At 73.3% G+C, this 15,389-nt stretch carries 14 protein-coding genes; 10 read left to right on the forward strand and 4 right to left on the reverse strand.

All coding sequences use genetic code 11. From position 1 onward, the window contains the following. The first annotated feature begins 100 nt into the window (after nt 1-100). Nucleotides 101-823: a 3'-5' exonuclease gene (locus KM933_RS30270; protein WP_221358091.1), complete on the forward strand. Its 723-nt coding sequence runs from the start codon at nt 101-103 to the stop codon at nt 821-823. 7 nt (nt 824-830) lie between these two features. Here the strand turns inward: KM933_RS30270 and KM933_RS30275 are convergent, their stop codons facing one another. After that, a complete protein-coding gene (locus tag KM933_RS30275; protein ID WP_221358092.1) occupies nt 831-1,802 on the reverse strand; it encodes a DMT family transporter in 972 nt (323 codons plus the stop codon). 92 nt (nt 1,803-1,894) lie between these two features. Here KM933_RS30275 and KM933_RS30280 point away from each other — a divergent pair, with 92 nt between their 5' ends. After that, on the forward strand, nt 1,895-2,791 hold the full coding sequence (locus KM933_RS30280; protein WP_221358093.1) for a LysR family transcriptional regulator: 897 nt from the start codon (nt 1,895-1,897) through the stop codon (nt 2,789-2,791). Between the two features lie 208 nt (nt 2,792-2,999). Here the strand turns inward: KM933_RS30280 and KM933_RS30285 are convergent, their stop codons facing one another. Beyond that, nucleotides 3,000-3,869 carry a phosphotransferase enzyme family protein gene (locus KM933_RS30285; RefSeq protein ID WP_221358094.1) on the reverse strand — a complete coding sequence of 290 codons (870 nt, stop codon included), beginning with the start codon at nt 3,867-3,869 and terminating at the stop codon, nt 3,000-3,002. A 256-nt stretch (nt 3,870-4,125) separates the two neighbouring features. Here KM933_RS30285 and KM933_RS30290 point away from each other — a divergent pair, with 256 nt between their 5' ends. The 5 genes from KM933_RS30290 to KM933_RS30310 all read left to right on the forward strand — a co-directional run bounded on the left by KM933_RS30290 (nt 4,126) and on the right by KM933_RS30310 (nt 9,870). Further along, nucleotides 4,126-5,061: a carbohydrate ABC transporter permease gene (locus KM933_RS30290; RefSeq protein WP_221358095.1), complete on the forward strand. Its 936-nt coding sequence runs from the start codon at nt 4,126-4,128 to the stop codon at nt 5,059-5,061. Beyond that, a complete protein-coding gene (locus tag KM933_RS30295) occupies nt 5,058-5,891 on the forward strand; it encodes a carbohydrate ABC transporter permease (RefSeq protein WP_221358096.1) in 834 nt (277 codons plus the stop codon). Before KM933_RS30290 ends, KM933_RS30295 begins: the two co-directional genes overlap by 4 nt. After that, nucleotides 5,891-7,210: an ABC transporter substrate-binding protein gene (locus tag KM933_RS30300; protein ID WP_221358097.1), complete on the forward strand. Its 1,320-nt coding sequence runs from the start codon at nt 5,891-5,893 to the stop codon at nt 7,208-7,210. Before KM933_RS30295 ends, KM933_RS30300 begins: the two co-directional genes overlap by 1 nt. Before the next feature lie 169 nt (nt 7,211-7,379). After that, nucleotides 7,380-8,603 carry a macrolide-inactivating glycosyltransferase gene (gene mgt, locus KM933_RS30305; RefSeq protein ID WP_260334384.1) on the forward strand — a complete coding sequence of 408 codons (1,224 nt, stop codon included), beginning with the start codon at nt 7,380-7,382 and terminating at the stop codon, nt 8,601-8,603. A gap of 163 nt (nt 8,604-8,766) precedes the next feature. Further along, nucleotides 8,767-9,870, forward strand: coding sequence for a CDP-alcohol phosphatidyltransferase family protein (locus tag KM933_RS30310; protein WP_221358099.1), 1,104 nt, complete (start codon nt 8,767-8,769; stop codon nt 9,868-9,870). 69 nt (nt 9,871-9,939) lie between these two features. Here the strand turns inward: KM933_RS30310 and KM933_RS30315 are convergent, their stop codons facing one another. Next, complete coding sequence (locus KM933_RS30315) at nt 9,940-12,225, reverse strand: MMPL family transporter (RefSeq protein WP_221358100.1); 2,286 nt, start codon at nt 12,223-12,225, stop codon at nt 9,940-9,942. 334 nt (nt 12,226-12,559) lie between these two features. Between KM933_RS30315 and KM933_RS30320 the strand changes: the two genes are divergently transcribed. Genes KM933_RS30320 through KM933_RS30330 form a run of 3 tightly spaced genes read left to right on the forward strand, consistent with a single transcriptional unit; the run spans nt 12,560 to nt 14,544 of the window. Beyond that, nucleotides 12,560-13,111: a DUF1697 domain-containing protein gene (locus tag KM933_RS30320; RefSeq protein ID WP_221358101.1), complete on the forward strand. Its 552-nt coding sequence runs from the start codon at nt 12,560-12,562 to the stop codon at nt 13,109-13,111. Continuing rightward, complete coding sequence (locus KM933_RS30325; protein ID WP_221358103.1) at nt 13,104-13,481, forward strand: nuclear transport factor 2 family protein; 378 nt, start codon at nt 13,104-13,106, stop codon at nt 13,479-13,481. Before KM933_RS30320 ends, KM933_RS30325 begins: the two co-directional genes overlap by 8 nt. A gap of 43 nt (nt 13,482-13,524) precedes the next feature. Next, the gene (locus KM933_RS30330) at nt 13,525-14,544 is read left to right on the forward strand and encodes a ketopantoate reductase family protein (protein WP_221358105.1); all 1,020 of its coding nucleotides are present in this window, start codon (nt 13,525-13,527) and stop codon (nt 14,542-14,544) included. Nucleotides 14,545-14,647: 103 nt separating this feature from the next. Here the strand turns inward: KM933_RS30330 and KM933_RS30335 are convergent, their stop codons facing one another. Next, nucleotides 14,648-15,385, reverse strand: coding sequence for a sirohydrochlorin chelatase (locus tag KM933_RS30335; protein ID WP_221358107.1), 738 nt, complete (start codon nt 15,383-15,385; stop codon nt 14,648-14,650). Nucleotides 15,386-15,389 lie beyond the last annotated feature (4 nt).

The raw sequence follows: 15,389 nt of genomic DNA on the forward strand, positions 1-15,389 counted from the left end.
CCGGCCCGTCGCCGCCGAGCGGAACGCGTTCCTCGGATTGTCAGTGGCCCGTGCGATCGTGGTGGTCATCGGGGGAACGCACCACGAAGAAGGGGGCCGCATGGGGTGGCACGGGGAGCTGCTGATCGGGTTCGACCTGGAGACGACCGGGACCGATCCGCGCGAGGCGCGCATCGTCACCGCGGCGGTGACGGAGGTCCGGGACGGGGAGCCGGCCGGGCACCGCGAATGGCTCGCGGACCCCGGGGTCGAGATCCCGGCGGACGCGGTCGCGGTGCACGGGATCAGCAACGAGAGAGCGGCGGCCGAGGGCGGGCCCGCCGACCGGGTGGCCGACGCGGTCGCCTCGGCGCTCGTCGCGTACTGGCGGGCGGGCGTCCCGGTCGTGGCGTACAACGCGGCCTTCGACCTGACCCTGCTCACCGCGGAACTGCGCAGGTACGGACTGCCGTCCCTGCGCGAACGGCTCGGCGGCGCCGACCCCGCGCCGGTCATCGACCCGTACACCATCGATCGCTCCGTGGACCGCTACCGCCGCGGCAAGCGGAACCTGGAGGCGGTCTGCGCGGAGTACGGCGTACGGCTCGACGCCGCCCACGACGCCTCGGCGGACGCGCTGGCCGCGGCCCGGCTGGCCACCGCGATAGCCGTCCGCCACCCCGAGGTGGCCGCGCTCGACCCGGTGGACCTCCACCACCGCCAGATCGAGTGGTACGCGCGGTGGGCGGCCGACTTCCAGGACTTCCTGCGCCGCAAGGGGAACGCCGAGGCCGTGGTGGACGGGACCTGGCCGGTACGGGACCTGGCGGACGAACGGGTCTGAACCGGGATCAGACGGCCGTAGGCGTCGTGGGTGGTGCCGGTGCCGTGGGCGGTGCGGTCGGACCTGCGGGGCCCTCCGGGGGAGCCGGCGGGAGGCCGGTGGCGGTGCGGTGGGCGCGTTCCACCGCCTGGCCCCAGTACGTTCCGGTGAGCATCAGGACGGCGCCCAGGCCCGTGAGCGGGGTGAAGTGGTCGCCCGCCAGGGTGATCCCCACGGCCGCGGCCCAGATCGGCTCGGTCCCGAGGAGGAGGCTGGCGCGGCTCGCCGAGGTGCGCTGGACGGCCCAGGTCTGCGCGAGGAACGCGAACACACTGCAGAACAGGGCGAGGTAGAGCAGCTGCGCCCAGCCCGCCGCGCCCACGTGGACGAGGGCGGGCAGGTCGCCGGAGGCCGGCGCCAGGAACAGGGCCGTGCCGACGAGGGTCTGCACGGTGGTCAGCCGCAGCGGCCGGATCGCGCGGCCCGCGGTGAGCCGGCCGACGAGCGCGACATGGCCCGCGCGGATCACCGCGGCACCGAGCATCAGCAGGTCGCCGGACCGGGGGGCGTGGAAGCCGTTGCCCGACATGAGGAGGCCGACGGCCAGCAGGCAGACGCCCGCGGCCGCGTAGAAGGCCGGGGGGAGGCCGCCGCCGCGGCCGGTGCGGTCCAGCAGGGGGGTGATCACGATGGTCAGGCTGATGATGAGTCCCGCGTTGGCGGCGCTGGTGTGGGCGACGCCGTACGTCTCCACGACCAGGATGGCCGCCTGCGTGACCCCCAGCGGCAGACCGATCCGGATCTCGTCACGGGTCCACGGGGCGGACCTCCGGTCGGCGGCGACCAGGGCGAGACAGGCGGCGGCGGACAGGGCGTACCGCGCGAACAGCACCACCAGGACGGGCAGCACGGCGGTCGCCGTCTGGGCGGAGAGGTAGCTGGAGCCCCAGACGAGGGCGACGAGGAGGAGTACCGCATCGGTACGGCGGGCATCGGGCACGCGCTCACCCTGCCCCGCCACGACGCTGAAGCACAGGGCCAACTTCTTAAATGATCCTTTAGCATCACTACATCGGCAGGAGGGCCGGAGGCATGGACGAACGGCAGCTGAGGATCCTGCGCGAGCTGGGCGAACTGGGCAGTGTCACGGCGGTCGCCGAGGCGCTGCTGGTCACGCCCTCGGCGATCTCCCAGCAGCTGCGGCTGCTGCAGCGCGCGATCCCGGTGCCGCTCACCGAGCGGCAGGGGCGGCGGCTGGCCCTGACGGATGCCGGCCAGGCCCTGGCCGGCGCGGCGATCGAGGTGGAGACGGCGCTGGAGCGCGCGCGGCACACCGTCGAGGAGTTCGTCGGCCGGCCGGACGGGGAGGTGTCCGTGGCGGCCTTCCACAGCGCGGCGACGGCGTTCTTCCCGCTGCTGCTGCGGGCGCTCGCCGCACCTGACGGGCCCCGCCTGTCCCTCGCCGACGCGGACGTGACGCAGGACCGCTTTCCGCCGCTGACCCGGGAGTACGACCTGGTGCTCGCCCACCGCCTCGAACACACCCCGGGCTGGCCGCGGACCGTCACCGCCACGACCCTGCTGCGCGAACCGCTCGACGTGGCCGTGCCCGCCGGCCACCCGCTCGCCGCCAGACGGCGGCTCAGTCCGCGCGACGTGGCCGACCAGCCCTGGATCACCGCGCACGACGGCTTCCCGGTCGTGGCCACCCTCGACGCCGTCGCCACGGCCGCGGGCCGGCCGCTGCGCCTGGTCCACCGCATCAACGAGTTCTCGGTGGTCGCCGAGGCCGTCGCCGCCGGCGGGGGCATCGCCCTGATGCCCCGCTGGACGACGCGCCCGCACCCCGCGCTGGTCCTCAGACCGCTCAGCGGTGTCCGGGCCCGGCGCCACATCGACGTGCTGCACCGCCCCGAGCGCACGGCGCGCGGAGCCGTACGCACCGTGCTGGCGGAACTGCACCGCGCGGCCGGGACGATCCGCGGCTGAAGGCCCCGGGGAGGAGTGCCCCGGAGGGGCGGCGCGGGACCGTGCCGGTGTGCGGCTCCGCCGCGTGGGCGCGAGCAGCCACGACGTACCCGCGGGCGACCCACCGTACCCGCGGGCAGCACACCGTACCCGCGGGCAGCACACCGTACCCGCGGGCAGCACACCGTACCCGCGGGGGAACGGTCGGACCGGCCGCGCGGCGGACCGCTCAGAACGGGTACCAGCGAACCGATTCGTCGCCGTCCCGCAGGGAGGCCACCCGGCGCTCGAACTCCGCCAGCGCCCCGGGGTTGCTCGGAGCGTGCTGAGCGACCCAGGCGCAACTGGCCGTCTCGCGCGCCCCGCGCAGCACCGCGCAGCCGTCCCACTCGCGCACGTCCCAGCCGTACGTCCCGGTGAACGTGTCGTACGCCTCGGCGGGCAGCCCGTACCGGTCGCGGGACAGGGCCATCACCACCAGGTCGTGCTCGCGCAGGTCGGCGGAGAAGGTCTCCAGGTCGACCAGGACGGGTCCGTCGGGGCCGACGTGCACGTTGCGGGGCAGCGCGTCGCCGTGGATCGGGCCCGGCGCCAGCCGCGGCGTGAGCGAGGCGGCCGCCGCGGCGAAGCCGTCCCGCCGGTCCCGCAGGAACGCCGCGTCCGCCGGGTCGATCACGTCCCCCGCGAGCCGCAGCCACCGCTCCACCCCGTCCAGCAGCTCACGGCGCGGCAGCGCGAAGGCGGGGGAGGGCAGGGCGTGCACCACCCTCAGCAGTTCGGCCAGGTCACGGGGGTGCGCCGGGCGTACGGGCGCGGACAGCCGGTGCCACAGCGTCACGGGGTGACCGGCGACGAACCGGGCCTCGGGCTCCGCGGGCCGCACCGCGGGGACGCCCTCCTCGGCGAGCCAGAGCGCGACGGTCACCTCACGCCGCGCCCGCTCCAGGAGCTCGGTGCCGCGGCCCACCTTGACCACCAGGTCACCGACGGCGAAGACGGCGTTCTCGCCGAGAGCGAGCAGCACCGCGTCCGGGGCGGCCCGGCCGCCCGGGCCGATCTCCGCCTCGGCGAGTACGTTCCGCGCCTGTGCCTCGTCCATCACTCGCCTTCCGTGAAGCCCTCGGCTCCCGCAGTTCCCGCCGTTCGTCCGCACGGCGTCGCCCGTCATTCTCCCCCGGCGCCGGACGGCCGGATCACGCCCCGCACCGCCCGGTGCCGCGTCCGTACCGGTGGCGGTGCGGGAGAGACGGCGCCGGGGCGCGCGTGCTGTCTTGACGTGCCGGCGACGGGTCAGCACGATGACGGGGCCGCCGGGACGGCCGGACCGGCACGAACCACGCGAAGGAGCCGGATCCGTGACAGGGGCGACCGCGGGGAAGCGGTCGGCGAAGCCCGCGCCGGGAGCGGGCCGGCCGGACAGCGCGGTCGATCACGGCGCCTGGTTCCTGGTGCTGCCCGCCCTCGTCCCGATCCTGCTCCTCAGCGTCGGCCCGCTCCTGTACGGGATCGCCCTGGCGTTCACCGACGCGCAGTCCGGGCGGACCGAGCCCACGCAGTGGATCGGGACCCTCAACTTCCAGGACCTGCTGCACGACACGCTCTTCTGGGACTCGTTCCGGATCGGTCTGCTGTGGGCGGTGGGGGTGACCGTCCCGCAGTTCCTGCTCGCGCTGGGGCTCGCCCTGCTGCTCGACCAGGAGCTGCGGCTGCGCTGGCTGGCCCGGGCGCTGGCGATCGTCCCGTGGGCGATGCCCGAGGTCGTCGTCGGCATCATGTGGCGGCTCGTCTACAACCCGGACGCGGGCATCCTCAACGAGACGGTCCGCGACCTGGGCCTGGGCGACGGGCGGGACTGGCTGTCGGGCCTCGCGACCGCGCTGCCCGCGGTGATCGTGGTCGGCGTCTGGGCGGGCATGCCCCAGACGACGGTCGTCCTGCTCGCCGGGTTGCAGAACACCCCGCGCGAACTGCACGAGGCGGCCGCCATGGACGGCGCCGGCGCCTGGCGGCGCTTCCGCACGGTCACCTGGCCCGCCCTGAAACCGGTGGCGCTCGCCGTCACCGCGCTCAACCTCATCTGGAACTTCAACTCGTTCGCCCTGGTCTACGTGCTGACCAGCGGCGGTCCGGGCGGCCGTACCCGGCTGCCGATGCTGTTCGCCTACGAGGAGGCGTTCCGCTACGGGCAGTTCGGCTACGCGGCGGCGATGGGATGTGTGATGGTCGCGGTGATCTCGGTGCTCCTCGCCCTCCACCTGGTCGGCCGGCTGAGGGGCGGCGAGGACGCGTGAGGACGAGCAGAGGGGCCCGCGCGGGCCAGTACGCGGCGCTCCTCGCCTACCTGGTCTTCCTCGCCTTCCCGTTCGTGTGGCTGGTCTCCACCGCCTTCAAGCCGGCGCGCGAGCTGGGGAGCCTGCATCCGACCTGGCTGCCCCGGAACCCGACCCTCGACAACTTCCGGCAGGCCTTCGGCGAACAGCCGCTGTTCGAGGCGGCGGCGAACTCGCTCGTGGCGGCGCTCGGGGCGGCGGTGGTCGCCGTGCTGGTCGCCACCCCGATGGCGTACGTCATGGCGCGCCACCGCACCCGGCTCGCGAAGGCGGCGACCGGCTGGGTGGTGGTCAGCCAGGCGTTCCCGTTCGTGCTGGTGATCATTCCGCTGTTCCTGGTCCTGAAGAACCTGCGGCTGATCGATTCCGTACCCGGTCTGGTCATGGTGTACGTGGTGTGGGCCCTGCCGTTCGCGCTGTGGATGCTCGTCGGGTACGTACGGGCGGTGCCGGCCGAGCTGGAGGAGGCCGCGGCGGTGGACGGCGCCGGCAGGCTGCGCACCCTCGTCTCGGTGACCGCGCCGCTCCTCGCGCCGGGCATCGTGGCCACGGCGCTGTTCGCGTTCATCAGCGCGTGGAACGAGTTCTTCTTCGCGCTGGTGCTGCTCAAGACCCCGGAGAAGCAGACCCTGCCCGTCGTCCTGACCCACTTCCTCGGCGCGGAGGGCGTGGCGGACCTCGGACCGCTCGCCGCCGCCGCGTTCCTGGCCACCCTCCCGTCGCTGGTCGTCTTCGCGATCGTCCAGAGACGGATCACGGGCGGCATGCTCGCCGGGGCGGTGAAGAGCTGATGCGCACGCGAACACTGACGCGGACGCGGACGGGACGGCTCGCCGTGCTGGCCGTGGGCCTGCTGCTGCTCGCCGCGGGGTCCGGCTGCTCCGGCGACGGGGACGGCTCCGAGGACGGCCGGATCACGCTCCGGTTCCAGTCGCTGGCCTGGCAGAAGGAGTCCGTCGACGTCAACAAGGAGCTGGTGCGGGAGTGGAACGCCGCGCATCCGGACGTCGGGGTCGAGTACGTGCAGGGGTCCTGGGACAGCGTCCACGACCAGCTGCTCACCTCCTTCGAGGGCGGCGGGGCGCCGGACATCATCCACGACGCCTCGGACGACCTCGCGGACTTCGCCCACGGCGGGTACCTCGCGGATCTGCGCGGGCTGCTGCCCGACCGGCTCACCTCCGACATCCCGCGGCGGAGCTGGGAGACGGCGACCTTCGGGGACGGGGTCTACGGGGTGCCGTTCCTCCAGGAGCCGCGCGTCCTGATCGCCAACGCGAAGTGGCTCAGGGAGTCCGGCGTACGCGTTCCGACGCCTGAGCGGCCGTGGAGCTGGAAGGAGTTCAGGGCCGTCACCGACGAGCTGAGCGGCGGGGACGGGACGTACGGGGTGGCCTGGCCGCTCAAGGAGCCCGTCTCGGCCACGCTCAACCTGTCGCTCTCGGCCGGCGGACGACTGTTCCACCGCGGGGCCGACGGCAAGGTGCGGATCCGGTTCGAAGAGGGGGACGAGGTGGTGCCGCGGACCATCCGCGACCAGGTCAACACCGACGGGAGCGCCTCGGGCTCGACGCTCGGCAGCGCCGGGTCGGACACGCTTCCCGGCTTCTTCGGCGGCAGGTACGCGATGGTTCCGCTCGGGTTCTCCTACCGTCAGCAGATCGTGCAGCAGGCGCCGGAGGGGTTCGAGTGGCAGGTGCTGCCCGCGCCCGCGGGGGCGGCGGGGCTCGCCCAGGGGGTGAGCCCGCAGACGCTGTCCGTCGCCGAGGACAGTCCGCACAAGGAGGAGGCCGTCGCGTTCATCGACTTCCTGCTCCGGCCGCGGAACATGGTGCGGCTCGCGCTGGGGGACTGGATGCTGCCCACCGGGACCGAGGCGCTGCGGGACCCGGCGCTGCGGACCGCCGAGCACGGCTGGGCGACCGGTGCGGCGCTCGCCGGGGAACTGCGGCCGGCTCCGGCGCAGACGGTGCGGGGGTACCCGGAGTGGAAGGACAAGGTGGCGACGCCCGCGCTCCAGGAGTACTACAGCGGGGCGATCGGGACGGGGGAGCTGCGGCGGCGGCTGGTGGAGGACGGGAATCTGGTGCTGGCGCGCTACCAGCGGTGACGGTGCCCGCGGCGGCTCGGCGGACGTGGGTCGTTTTCCGGGCGCGGGTCGGATGCGGCCGGTCGCGCAGTTCCCCGCGCCCCTTGGAGGCAGCCGCCCGCGGCCCCGACAACAGGCCGCTGAGGTAATTAGGTTGTACGAGACGTATCGTCTTGTCTACGGTCGGGGCATGACCGCATCGCGTTCCGCGCACATCGCCATGTTCTCCATCGCCGCCCACGGGCACGTCAATCCGAGTCTTGAGGTGATCCGGGAGCTCGTCGCCCGGGGGCACCGCGTCACGTACGCCATTCCGCCGGCCTTCGCCGACAAGGTCGCCGAGACGGGGGCCGAGCCGAAGGTGTGGAAGTCGATCCTGCCGTCGGCCGACGACGACCCCGAGGCATGGGGGACCACCCTCCTGGACAACGTGGAACCCTTCCTCGCCGACGCCGTCCAGGCGCTCCCGCAGCTCGTCGAGGCGTACGAGGGCGATGAGCCCGACCTGGTCCTGCACGACATCACCTCGTACCCGGCCCCCGTCCTCGCCCGCCGCTGGGGCGTCCCGGCCGTCTCGCTCTCCCCGAACCTCGTCGCCTGGGAGGGCTACGAGGAGGAGGTCGCCGCACCCATGTGGGCGGAGCCGAAGCAGACCGAGCGGGGCCGGGCGTACTACGCCCGCTTCCAGGCATGGCTGGACGAGAACGGGATGGACACGGACCCCGACTCCTTCGGCGGCCGTCCCGACCGCTCCCTGGTCCTCATCCCCAAGGCCCTGCAGCCCCACGCCGACCGGGTCGACGAGTCCGTGTACACGTTCGTCGGCGCCTGCCAGGGCGACCGCTCCGCCCAGGGGGAGTGGCACCGGCCCGACGGCGCCGGGCGCGTCGTCCTCGTGTCGCTGGGGTCCTCCTTCACCAAGCAGCCCGCCTTCTACCGCGCGTGCGTGGAGGCGTTCGGCGGTCTGCCGGGCTGGCACCTGGTGCTCCAGATCGGCAGGCACGTCGACCCCGCCGAGCTCGGCGAACTCCCCGCGAACGTGGAGGTGCACAGCTGGGTACCGCAGCTGGCGGTCCTCCGGCAGGCCGACGCGTTCGTCACGCACGCCGGGGCGGGCGGCAGCCAGGAGGGCATGGCGACCGCCACACCGATGGTCTGCGTCCCCCAGGCCGTCGACCAGTTCGGCAACGCGGACATGCTCCAGGCGCTGGGCATCGCCCGTCATCTGCCCATGGCGGAGGCGACCCCCGACGCCCTGCGCGAGGCCGTCCTCACGCTCGCCGACGACCCCGAGGTGGCCCGCAGGCTCCAGCGCGTCCAGGCGGAGATGGCGGCCGAGGGCGGTACCCGGCGCGCGGCGGATCTGATCGAGGCGGAAATCCCGAAGGGCGCCGGTGGGACCGGAAAAGCCTGACCGCGCCACGCGCCACGCGCCATGTGCCTTTTCGGGTCATCGACCGGGTTACTGAGTACGACCAGCGACCCCTGTGGAAGGTTGCACGGGCCTCTTCTTGTTCTTTCCCCCAACGGCTTCTTAGCGTGAGGTGAACTCGTTACGAACTCAGGGAAGCTGACCTATGCGCCGTGACATACCGCCCCTCGCCGAGGTGCGCCGCATCACCGAGAAGAAGCGGGACGCGTGGTGGACCGTGCTCCTCGTGGACCCGGTCGCCACCCCGCTGGTGCGGCTGACCGCCAAGTACACGAGGGTCACGCCGAACCAGATCACCTGGGGGGCGTTCCTGCTCGGCCTGGTCTCGGCGGCGTGTTTCGCGTTCGGTGACTGGCGGTGGCTGATCGCCGGGGCGTTCGTCTACCACCTGAGCTTCGTCCTCGACTGCATGGACGGGAAGGTGGCCCGCCTCACCGGCCAGGGGTCGGTCTTCGGCGCCTGGCTGGACTTCGTCTTCGACCGCATCCGGGTGGCGGTGTGCGGGGTCGCGCTGATGGCCGGGCAGTACGACCGCACCGGCGAGACGATCTACATCTGGCTCGCCGCCGCCGTCGTCGGTCTCGACACGCTGCGTTACATCAACGGCCTGGAGATCTTCAAGATCCGCCACACCATGCGGAAGCAGATCAAGGCGCGGGTACGGGAGGCCCGGCGCGCGGAGAACGCCGCGGAACTGGCCTTCATGGAGGACCTGCTGCGCGGCAATCCCGAGGCGGACATCGAACAGGACCTCCGCAGGGCGGCGACGGCACCCGGGACCGTTCCCGCACGGACGGAAGAAGCCGCGGAGAACGAGAGGAACGGGAAGAACGGGAAGAACGGGAAGAACAGAGGGAACGAAAAGAACGGGGACGACGGGAAGAACGGCGAGAGCAAAGCCGAGCCGCAATCCCAGGCCCGATCCCGGCGCGAATCCCCGGCCCGGGTCATCGATCTGCACCAGGAGTTCCGGCACCGTTTTCCGCTCTATCTCCGCGCGCGTTCCTTCTTCCTGCGCCACCGGATCCGTACGCATCTGGTGAGCGGCATCGAATTCCAGATGGGTGTCTTCATCCTGGGTCCGCTGTTCGACTCGGTCATCGAGGCGACAGTCGTCTCCGGGGCCCTGCTGCTCGTCTTCGAACTCGCCATCGTCTACAAGCTGCTGCTCTCGACCCGCGACTTCACGCGCACGATCGACTCCTTCGAGCGCGACCGCACGCCCGGCGAGGTGACCACCGCGGCCTGAACGGCACGAACGGCGGTGGTGCCGGGGCGTCCCCCCGGCACCGCCGCCGCCCTGCCGTCGCCCTGCCGCTCAGACGCCGACCTTCTCCCCCGCCACCGCCGGAGGCGGGGGCGGCGTCGTGGACGGAGCGCCGGACACCTCGTCGTGGCTGAGGTCCGGCAGGCGGTGCAGCCACTTCGGGAAGTACCAGTTGCGTTCGCCGAGCAGGGCCATGACCGCCGGGAGCAGCACACCGCGGATGATCGTGGCGTCGATGAGGACCGCCGCCGCGAGGCCCACCCCCATCTGCTTCATGGACTGCATGGACAGGGTGCCGAAGATCGCGAAGACGGCGACCATGATGACGGCGGCGCTGGTGATGACACCGGCCGTCGTGACCACCCCGTGCTGGATGGCCTCCCGTGTCGTCAGGCCCCGCAGCCGCGCCTCGCGGATCCGCGAGACCACGAACACGTGGTAGTCCATCGAGAGCCCGAAGAGGATCACGAAGAGGAACAGCGGCAGCCAGGTGATGATGGCGCCCACCCCCTCGGCGCCCACCAGCGACGCGCCCCAGCCGTGCTGGAAGACGGCGACCAGGATGCCGTACGCCGCGCCGACCGACAGGAGATTGAGGACGATCGAGGTGACCGCGATCGTCAGCGAGCGGAACGACAGGAGCATCAGCAGGAAGGCGAAGACCACGACGAAGGCGAAGACCGGAGCCACCGCGCTGCCGAGCTGGTCGTTGAAGTCCTTCGAGCCCGCCACCTGGCCGGACACCGGGGCCTCGACCCCGTCGACCCTGCCGAGCGTCGCGGGACGCACCTCGTCGCGGAGGGTCTCCAGGCTCTTCTCGGCCTTGTCGAGGTCCGAGCCGCCCACCAGCGGTACGTACACGAAGGCGATGTTCTGCGCGTCGTGCACCTTGACCTCGACCGGACCGCGTGAGGCGCCCGAGCTGACGGCCCGCTCCCGGAAGTCGGCGAGCGCGGTCCTCACCTCGGCGGAGTTGATGTCGTCCGCCTCGACGACGACCTCGGCCGGGTCGGAACCGCCGGGGAACGCCTCGTTCACCCGGTCGTACGTCGCCACGATCGGCAGCGAGTCGCCGAACTCCTGGTCCAGCGTGAGGTTCTGGGTCTTCATCCCGAGCGCGGGGGCCGCGACGGCCAGCAGGGCGCCCGTCGCGACGACCAGCGAGACCGCGGGCCTGGCCAGCACCGCGCGCAGCACGCCCGTCCAGAAGCGGCTGCCGTCGCCGGAACCGCCCTTGCCCGACCGGCCGCCGGCCTTGCGTCGCTTGTCCGGGTGCAGGAACGGGATACGGCCCTTCTCGACCCGCGAGCCGAGCAGCGAGAGCACCGCGGGCAGCACCGTCACCGAGCCGACCATGGCGACGGCCACGACCATCAGCGAGGCCAGACCCATCGCCTTGAAGGTGGCGATCCCGGTGAACAGCATGCCCGCCATCGCCACGCACACCGTGACGCCGGAGACGATGATGGCCCGGCCGCTGGTCGCCGCGGCGATGCGCAGGGCGGTCTCGGGGTCCCGGCCCGCCGCGCGTTCCTCGCGCTCGCGCCGCAGGTAGAAGAGGCAGTAGTCGACGCCGACCGCCAGTCCGACGAGCAGCATCACCGAGCTGGAGGTCTCGTCCGTCGGCTGGACATGGCTGACGATCATCATCAGGCCCATCGTGGCCATGATCGCGGTGATCGCCAGCAGGACCGGCACCAGCGCCGCCACGAGCGCGCCGAACGCGACGAGCAGGATGCCGAGGGCCACCGGCACGGCGGAGAACTCGGCCTGCCGGAAGTCGTCGCCGAACGCGTCGTCGAACGTCTTGTTCATGCTGGCGCCGCCGATCTCCTCGATCCGCAGCGCCTCGTGGTCCTCCTGGACCCGCTCGACGGCCTTCAGCACGGGCTCCACCCGCTCGCCCGCCGTGTCCGCCTCGCCGCGCATGTCGAACTGCACCAGCGCGCTGCGGCCGTCCTTCGAGATCGTGTCCGTCTCGTACGGCGAGGTCACGGCGGTCACCTCGCCGGTGCCCTCGACGGCCTCCAGCACGGCGTCCACGGCGGCGCGGAACTCGCCGTCGGTCGCCCTGAGCCCCGCGTCCCTGCTCTGGAGGAGCACGGTCTCCCCGGCCGGCTCCTCGATCCCCGCCCGCTCCACGATGGCCGAGGCCCGGCCCGTCTCGCCCCCGAGCTGCTCGCTGTCCTTGAGCTCGACCGTGCCCGCCGCCGAGCCCAGCCCCATCGCCAGGACGACGAACAGCACCCAGATCCCGACGGCCGCCCAGCGGTGCCGGGCGCTCCAGCCGCCGGCCCGGGCCGCCAAGCCCCGTACCCGCGTGTTTCCGTTCCCCATGCCGGGTCCGCCCCCCATGTCCCGGGCGCCGGCCCCCTGCCGGCACCCTCCGCTACGAACGTATGGCGCGGATAAAGGGCTCTCCTCGTGCTCTCTGCCGAAGTGCGCCGCTCCCGCCTCCTCCCCTCGGACCCCGGGGCCTCCGCACTGAGAAGGACGGCAGCCCCTTACACGTAAAGCCGTCTCTCGGGGGTCGCGGACGGGCCGACCGGTCGGTAACCTGCGGTGGCGGGGCGCCGGGAACGGCGGCCGTCGTGCCCACCCCCACGGGGCACGACGGCCGACCAGCCCCCTGTGACGTGCGGACGGACCGGGAACGACGGTGGGGACGACAGTGGCTACGACGACGTACGCGGCACTGCTGCGCGGCATCAACGTGGGCGGCGGCCGCAAGGTGCCGATGGCCGACCTGCGCACCCTGCTCGAAGGACTCGGGCACGGGGGCGTGCGTACGTATCTGCAGAGCGGGAACGCCGTGTTCTCCAGCGACCGCGGCGACGAGGAGTCCCTCGCCGGGGAGCTGTCGGCGGCCCTGGCGGAGCGCTTCGGCCTCACGGTCGACGTGCTCGTGCGCGACCACGCGTATCTGCGGGCCGTCCTCGACGCCTGCCCGTTCCCGGCCGGCGAACTGGAGGGCAGGCAGCTGCACGCCACGTACTTCTCGGCGCCGGTCGGCCCCGACCGCTTCGCGTCGGTCGACCGGTCCGCCTTCCTGCCCGAGGAGTTCCGCCTCGGCGACCGCGTGCTGTACCTGTACGCCCCCGACGGGCTCGGCCGCTCCAGGCTGGCGGAGGTCCTGTCGAAGCCCCGGCTCACGAAGGGCGTCGTCGCCACCACGCGCAACTGGAACACCGCCGCCAAACTCGTGGAGCTGACCGGTGGATGAGCACGACGCCGCGGTGGCGGCGGCCGTCGCGGGCGAACTGCGCCTCCTGGACCCCGCGGTCCGCCGCTCGCCCGAACGCGTCGGCGCGCTGCTGCACCCCGACTTCCACGAGTTCGGCTCCTCGGGCCGGCACTGGGACCGCGCGGCGATCATCGAGGCGCTGGCCACCACGACCGGACCGGGAGCGGCTCCCGCCGTCGTCTCCCGGATGCGAGGCGTCCGGCTCGCACCGGACCTCGTCCACCTCACCTTCGACACGGACGACGACGGGCGCCGCGCGCACCGGAGTTCCCTCTGGCGGCGGTCGCGGCCGGAGTCGGGCGAGCGGTGGCTCCTGTACTTCCACCAGGGGACGCCGTTCGGACCGTGAACCGCCCCGGGGGCCCGCGCGCGACTGTGGCAGGCTCGGACGCATGCGCTACATCATCATCGGAGCAGGGGCCGTGGGCGGGGCCGTGGGCGGACGCCTCGCCGAGTCGGGGCACGACGTGGTGCTCGTCGCGCGCGGCGCGCAGTACGCGGCGCTGCGCGAGCGGGGACTGCGCCTCGTGACGCCCGACGGGCCGCGCACCCACCGCCCGCCCACGGTCGACGGACCGCGGGCCCTCGGGGAACTGCGCGCCGACGACGTCCTCGTGCTCGCGGTCAAGACGCAGGACAGCGTGGCGGCGCTGGATGCCTGGGCACCCGCTCCGGTCGCGGGCGGCGGTACGGCGGCCGAGCGGCTGCCGCTGTTCTGCGCGCAGAACGGGGTGGAGAGCCAGCGGCTCGCGCTGCGCCGCTTCCGGCGGGTGTACGGCGTGTGCGTGTGGCTGCCCGCCACCTTCGTCGAACCGGGCGTGGTGTCGGCGGCCGGCTCGCCCCTCACCGGCATCCTGCACCTGGGACGCTTTCCGCACGGCACGGACGACACCGCGCGGGCCGTCGCCGCGGATCTGTCCGCCGCTCGCTTCGAGGCGCCGGTCGTCGCCGACGTGACGCGCTGGCAGTACGCCAAGCTGCTCGCCAACCTCGTCAACGCCACCGAGGCGGTCAGCGGGGTCGTCGACGGGGAGGAGGCCACCGCCTTCCAGGACCGCGTACGCGCGGAGGGCGAGGCCGTGCTGGCCGCCGCGGGCATCCCGTACGCCTCCGCCGCGGAACAGAAGGAGGCCCGCGCCGACAAGATGCGCCTCGTGCCCCTCGGCGGCGGGGGGCCGGAGCGGGGCGGCGGCTCGTCCTGGCAGTCGCTCGACCGGGGGACCGGGACGATCGAGGCCGACTACCTGAACGGGGAGATCGTTCTGCTGGGACGGCTGCACGGGGTGCCGACCCCGCTCAACGGCCTGCTGCAACGGCTCGCCAACGACTTCGCGCGCGAGCGGCGGGCGGCCGGGTCGATGCCGGTGGCCGAGCTGGTGCGGCTCGCCGACGAGGCCGTGGCGCGACCGTAGCGGGTTTCGTTCCCGGGGGCTCCACCCCCGAACCCCCGAACCCCCGGTCCTCAAGTGCCGGACGGGCCGGAAATCCGGTCCGTCCGGCGGGGCCGGGAACAGGTCAGGCGCCCAGCTCCGCCAGTGCGGGCCGGCACGCCTCGTCGTAGCGGGTCAGGAGGAGCCGGCAGACCTCCGGTGCCGGACCCAGGACGGACGCCAGGACGTCCGCGTCCGCGGCGCCCCGGGCGATCCGGTCCGGCAGGAAGCCGGGCGCGAGCACGTACGGCGCCACAGCCACCCGCGCGCACCCCAGCGCACGCAGGTCCCGCACCGCCTCCTCCGTGCGGGGGAGCGCCGCGGAGGCGAAGGCGGGCCGCACGGCGCACCAGCCGGCCCGCCGCCACTCCCGCGCGATGTCCGCGATCACCGCGATCGCCTCCGGGTCGCTGGACCCCGCCGAGGCCAGCACGATCCCGGTCGAGGACCTGTCGGCGGGGGACAGCCCTGCTTCGTACAGCCGCCGTTCGAGCGCGGCCGTCAGCAGCGGCGACGGGCCGAGCACCTCGGCCTGCCGGATCCGCAGCCGGGCCGGCGCCTCGCCCAGCACCGCCGGGATGTCCGACTTCGCGTGGAAGGCGCGGGTGAGGAGCAGGGGCAGCGCCACCACGTCCCGTACGCCCTCCGCCGCCAGTGACTCCAGCATCCCCGCCACCGACGGGACGTTGAAGTCCAGGAAGCCGGTCTCCACGCGCAGCCCGGGCCGCCGTGCCCGCACCCGGCGCACCAGGGCGTGCACGGTCGCGGCATGGCGCGGGTCGCGGCTGCCGTGGGCGACGACGAGGAGGACGGGCTCGGGCACGGGC

Origin of the sequence: Streptomyces beigongshangae (genome assembly GCF_019710745.1) — a bacterium.
Taxonomy (GTDB): Bacteria; Actinomycetota; Actinomycetes; order Streptomycetales; family Streptomycetaceae; genus Streptomyces; species Streptomyces beigongshangae.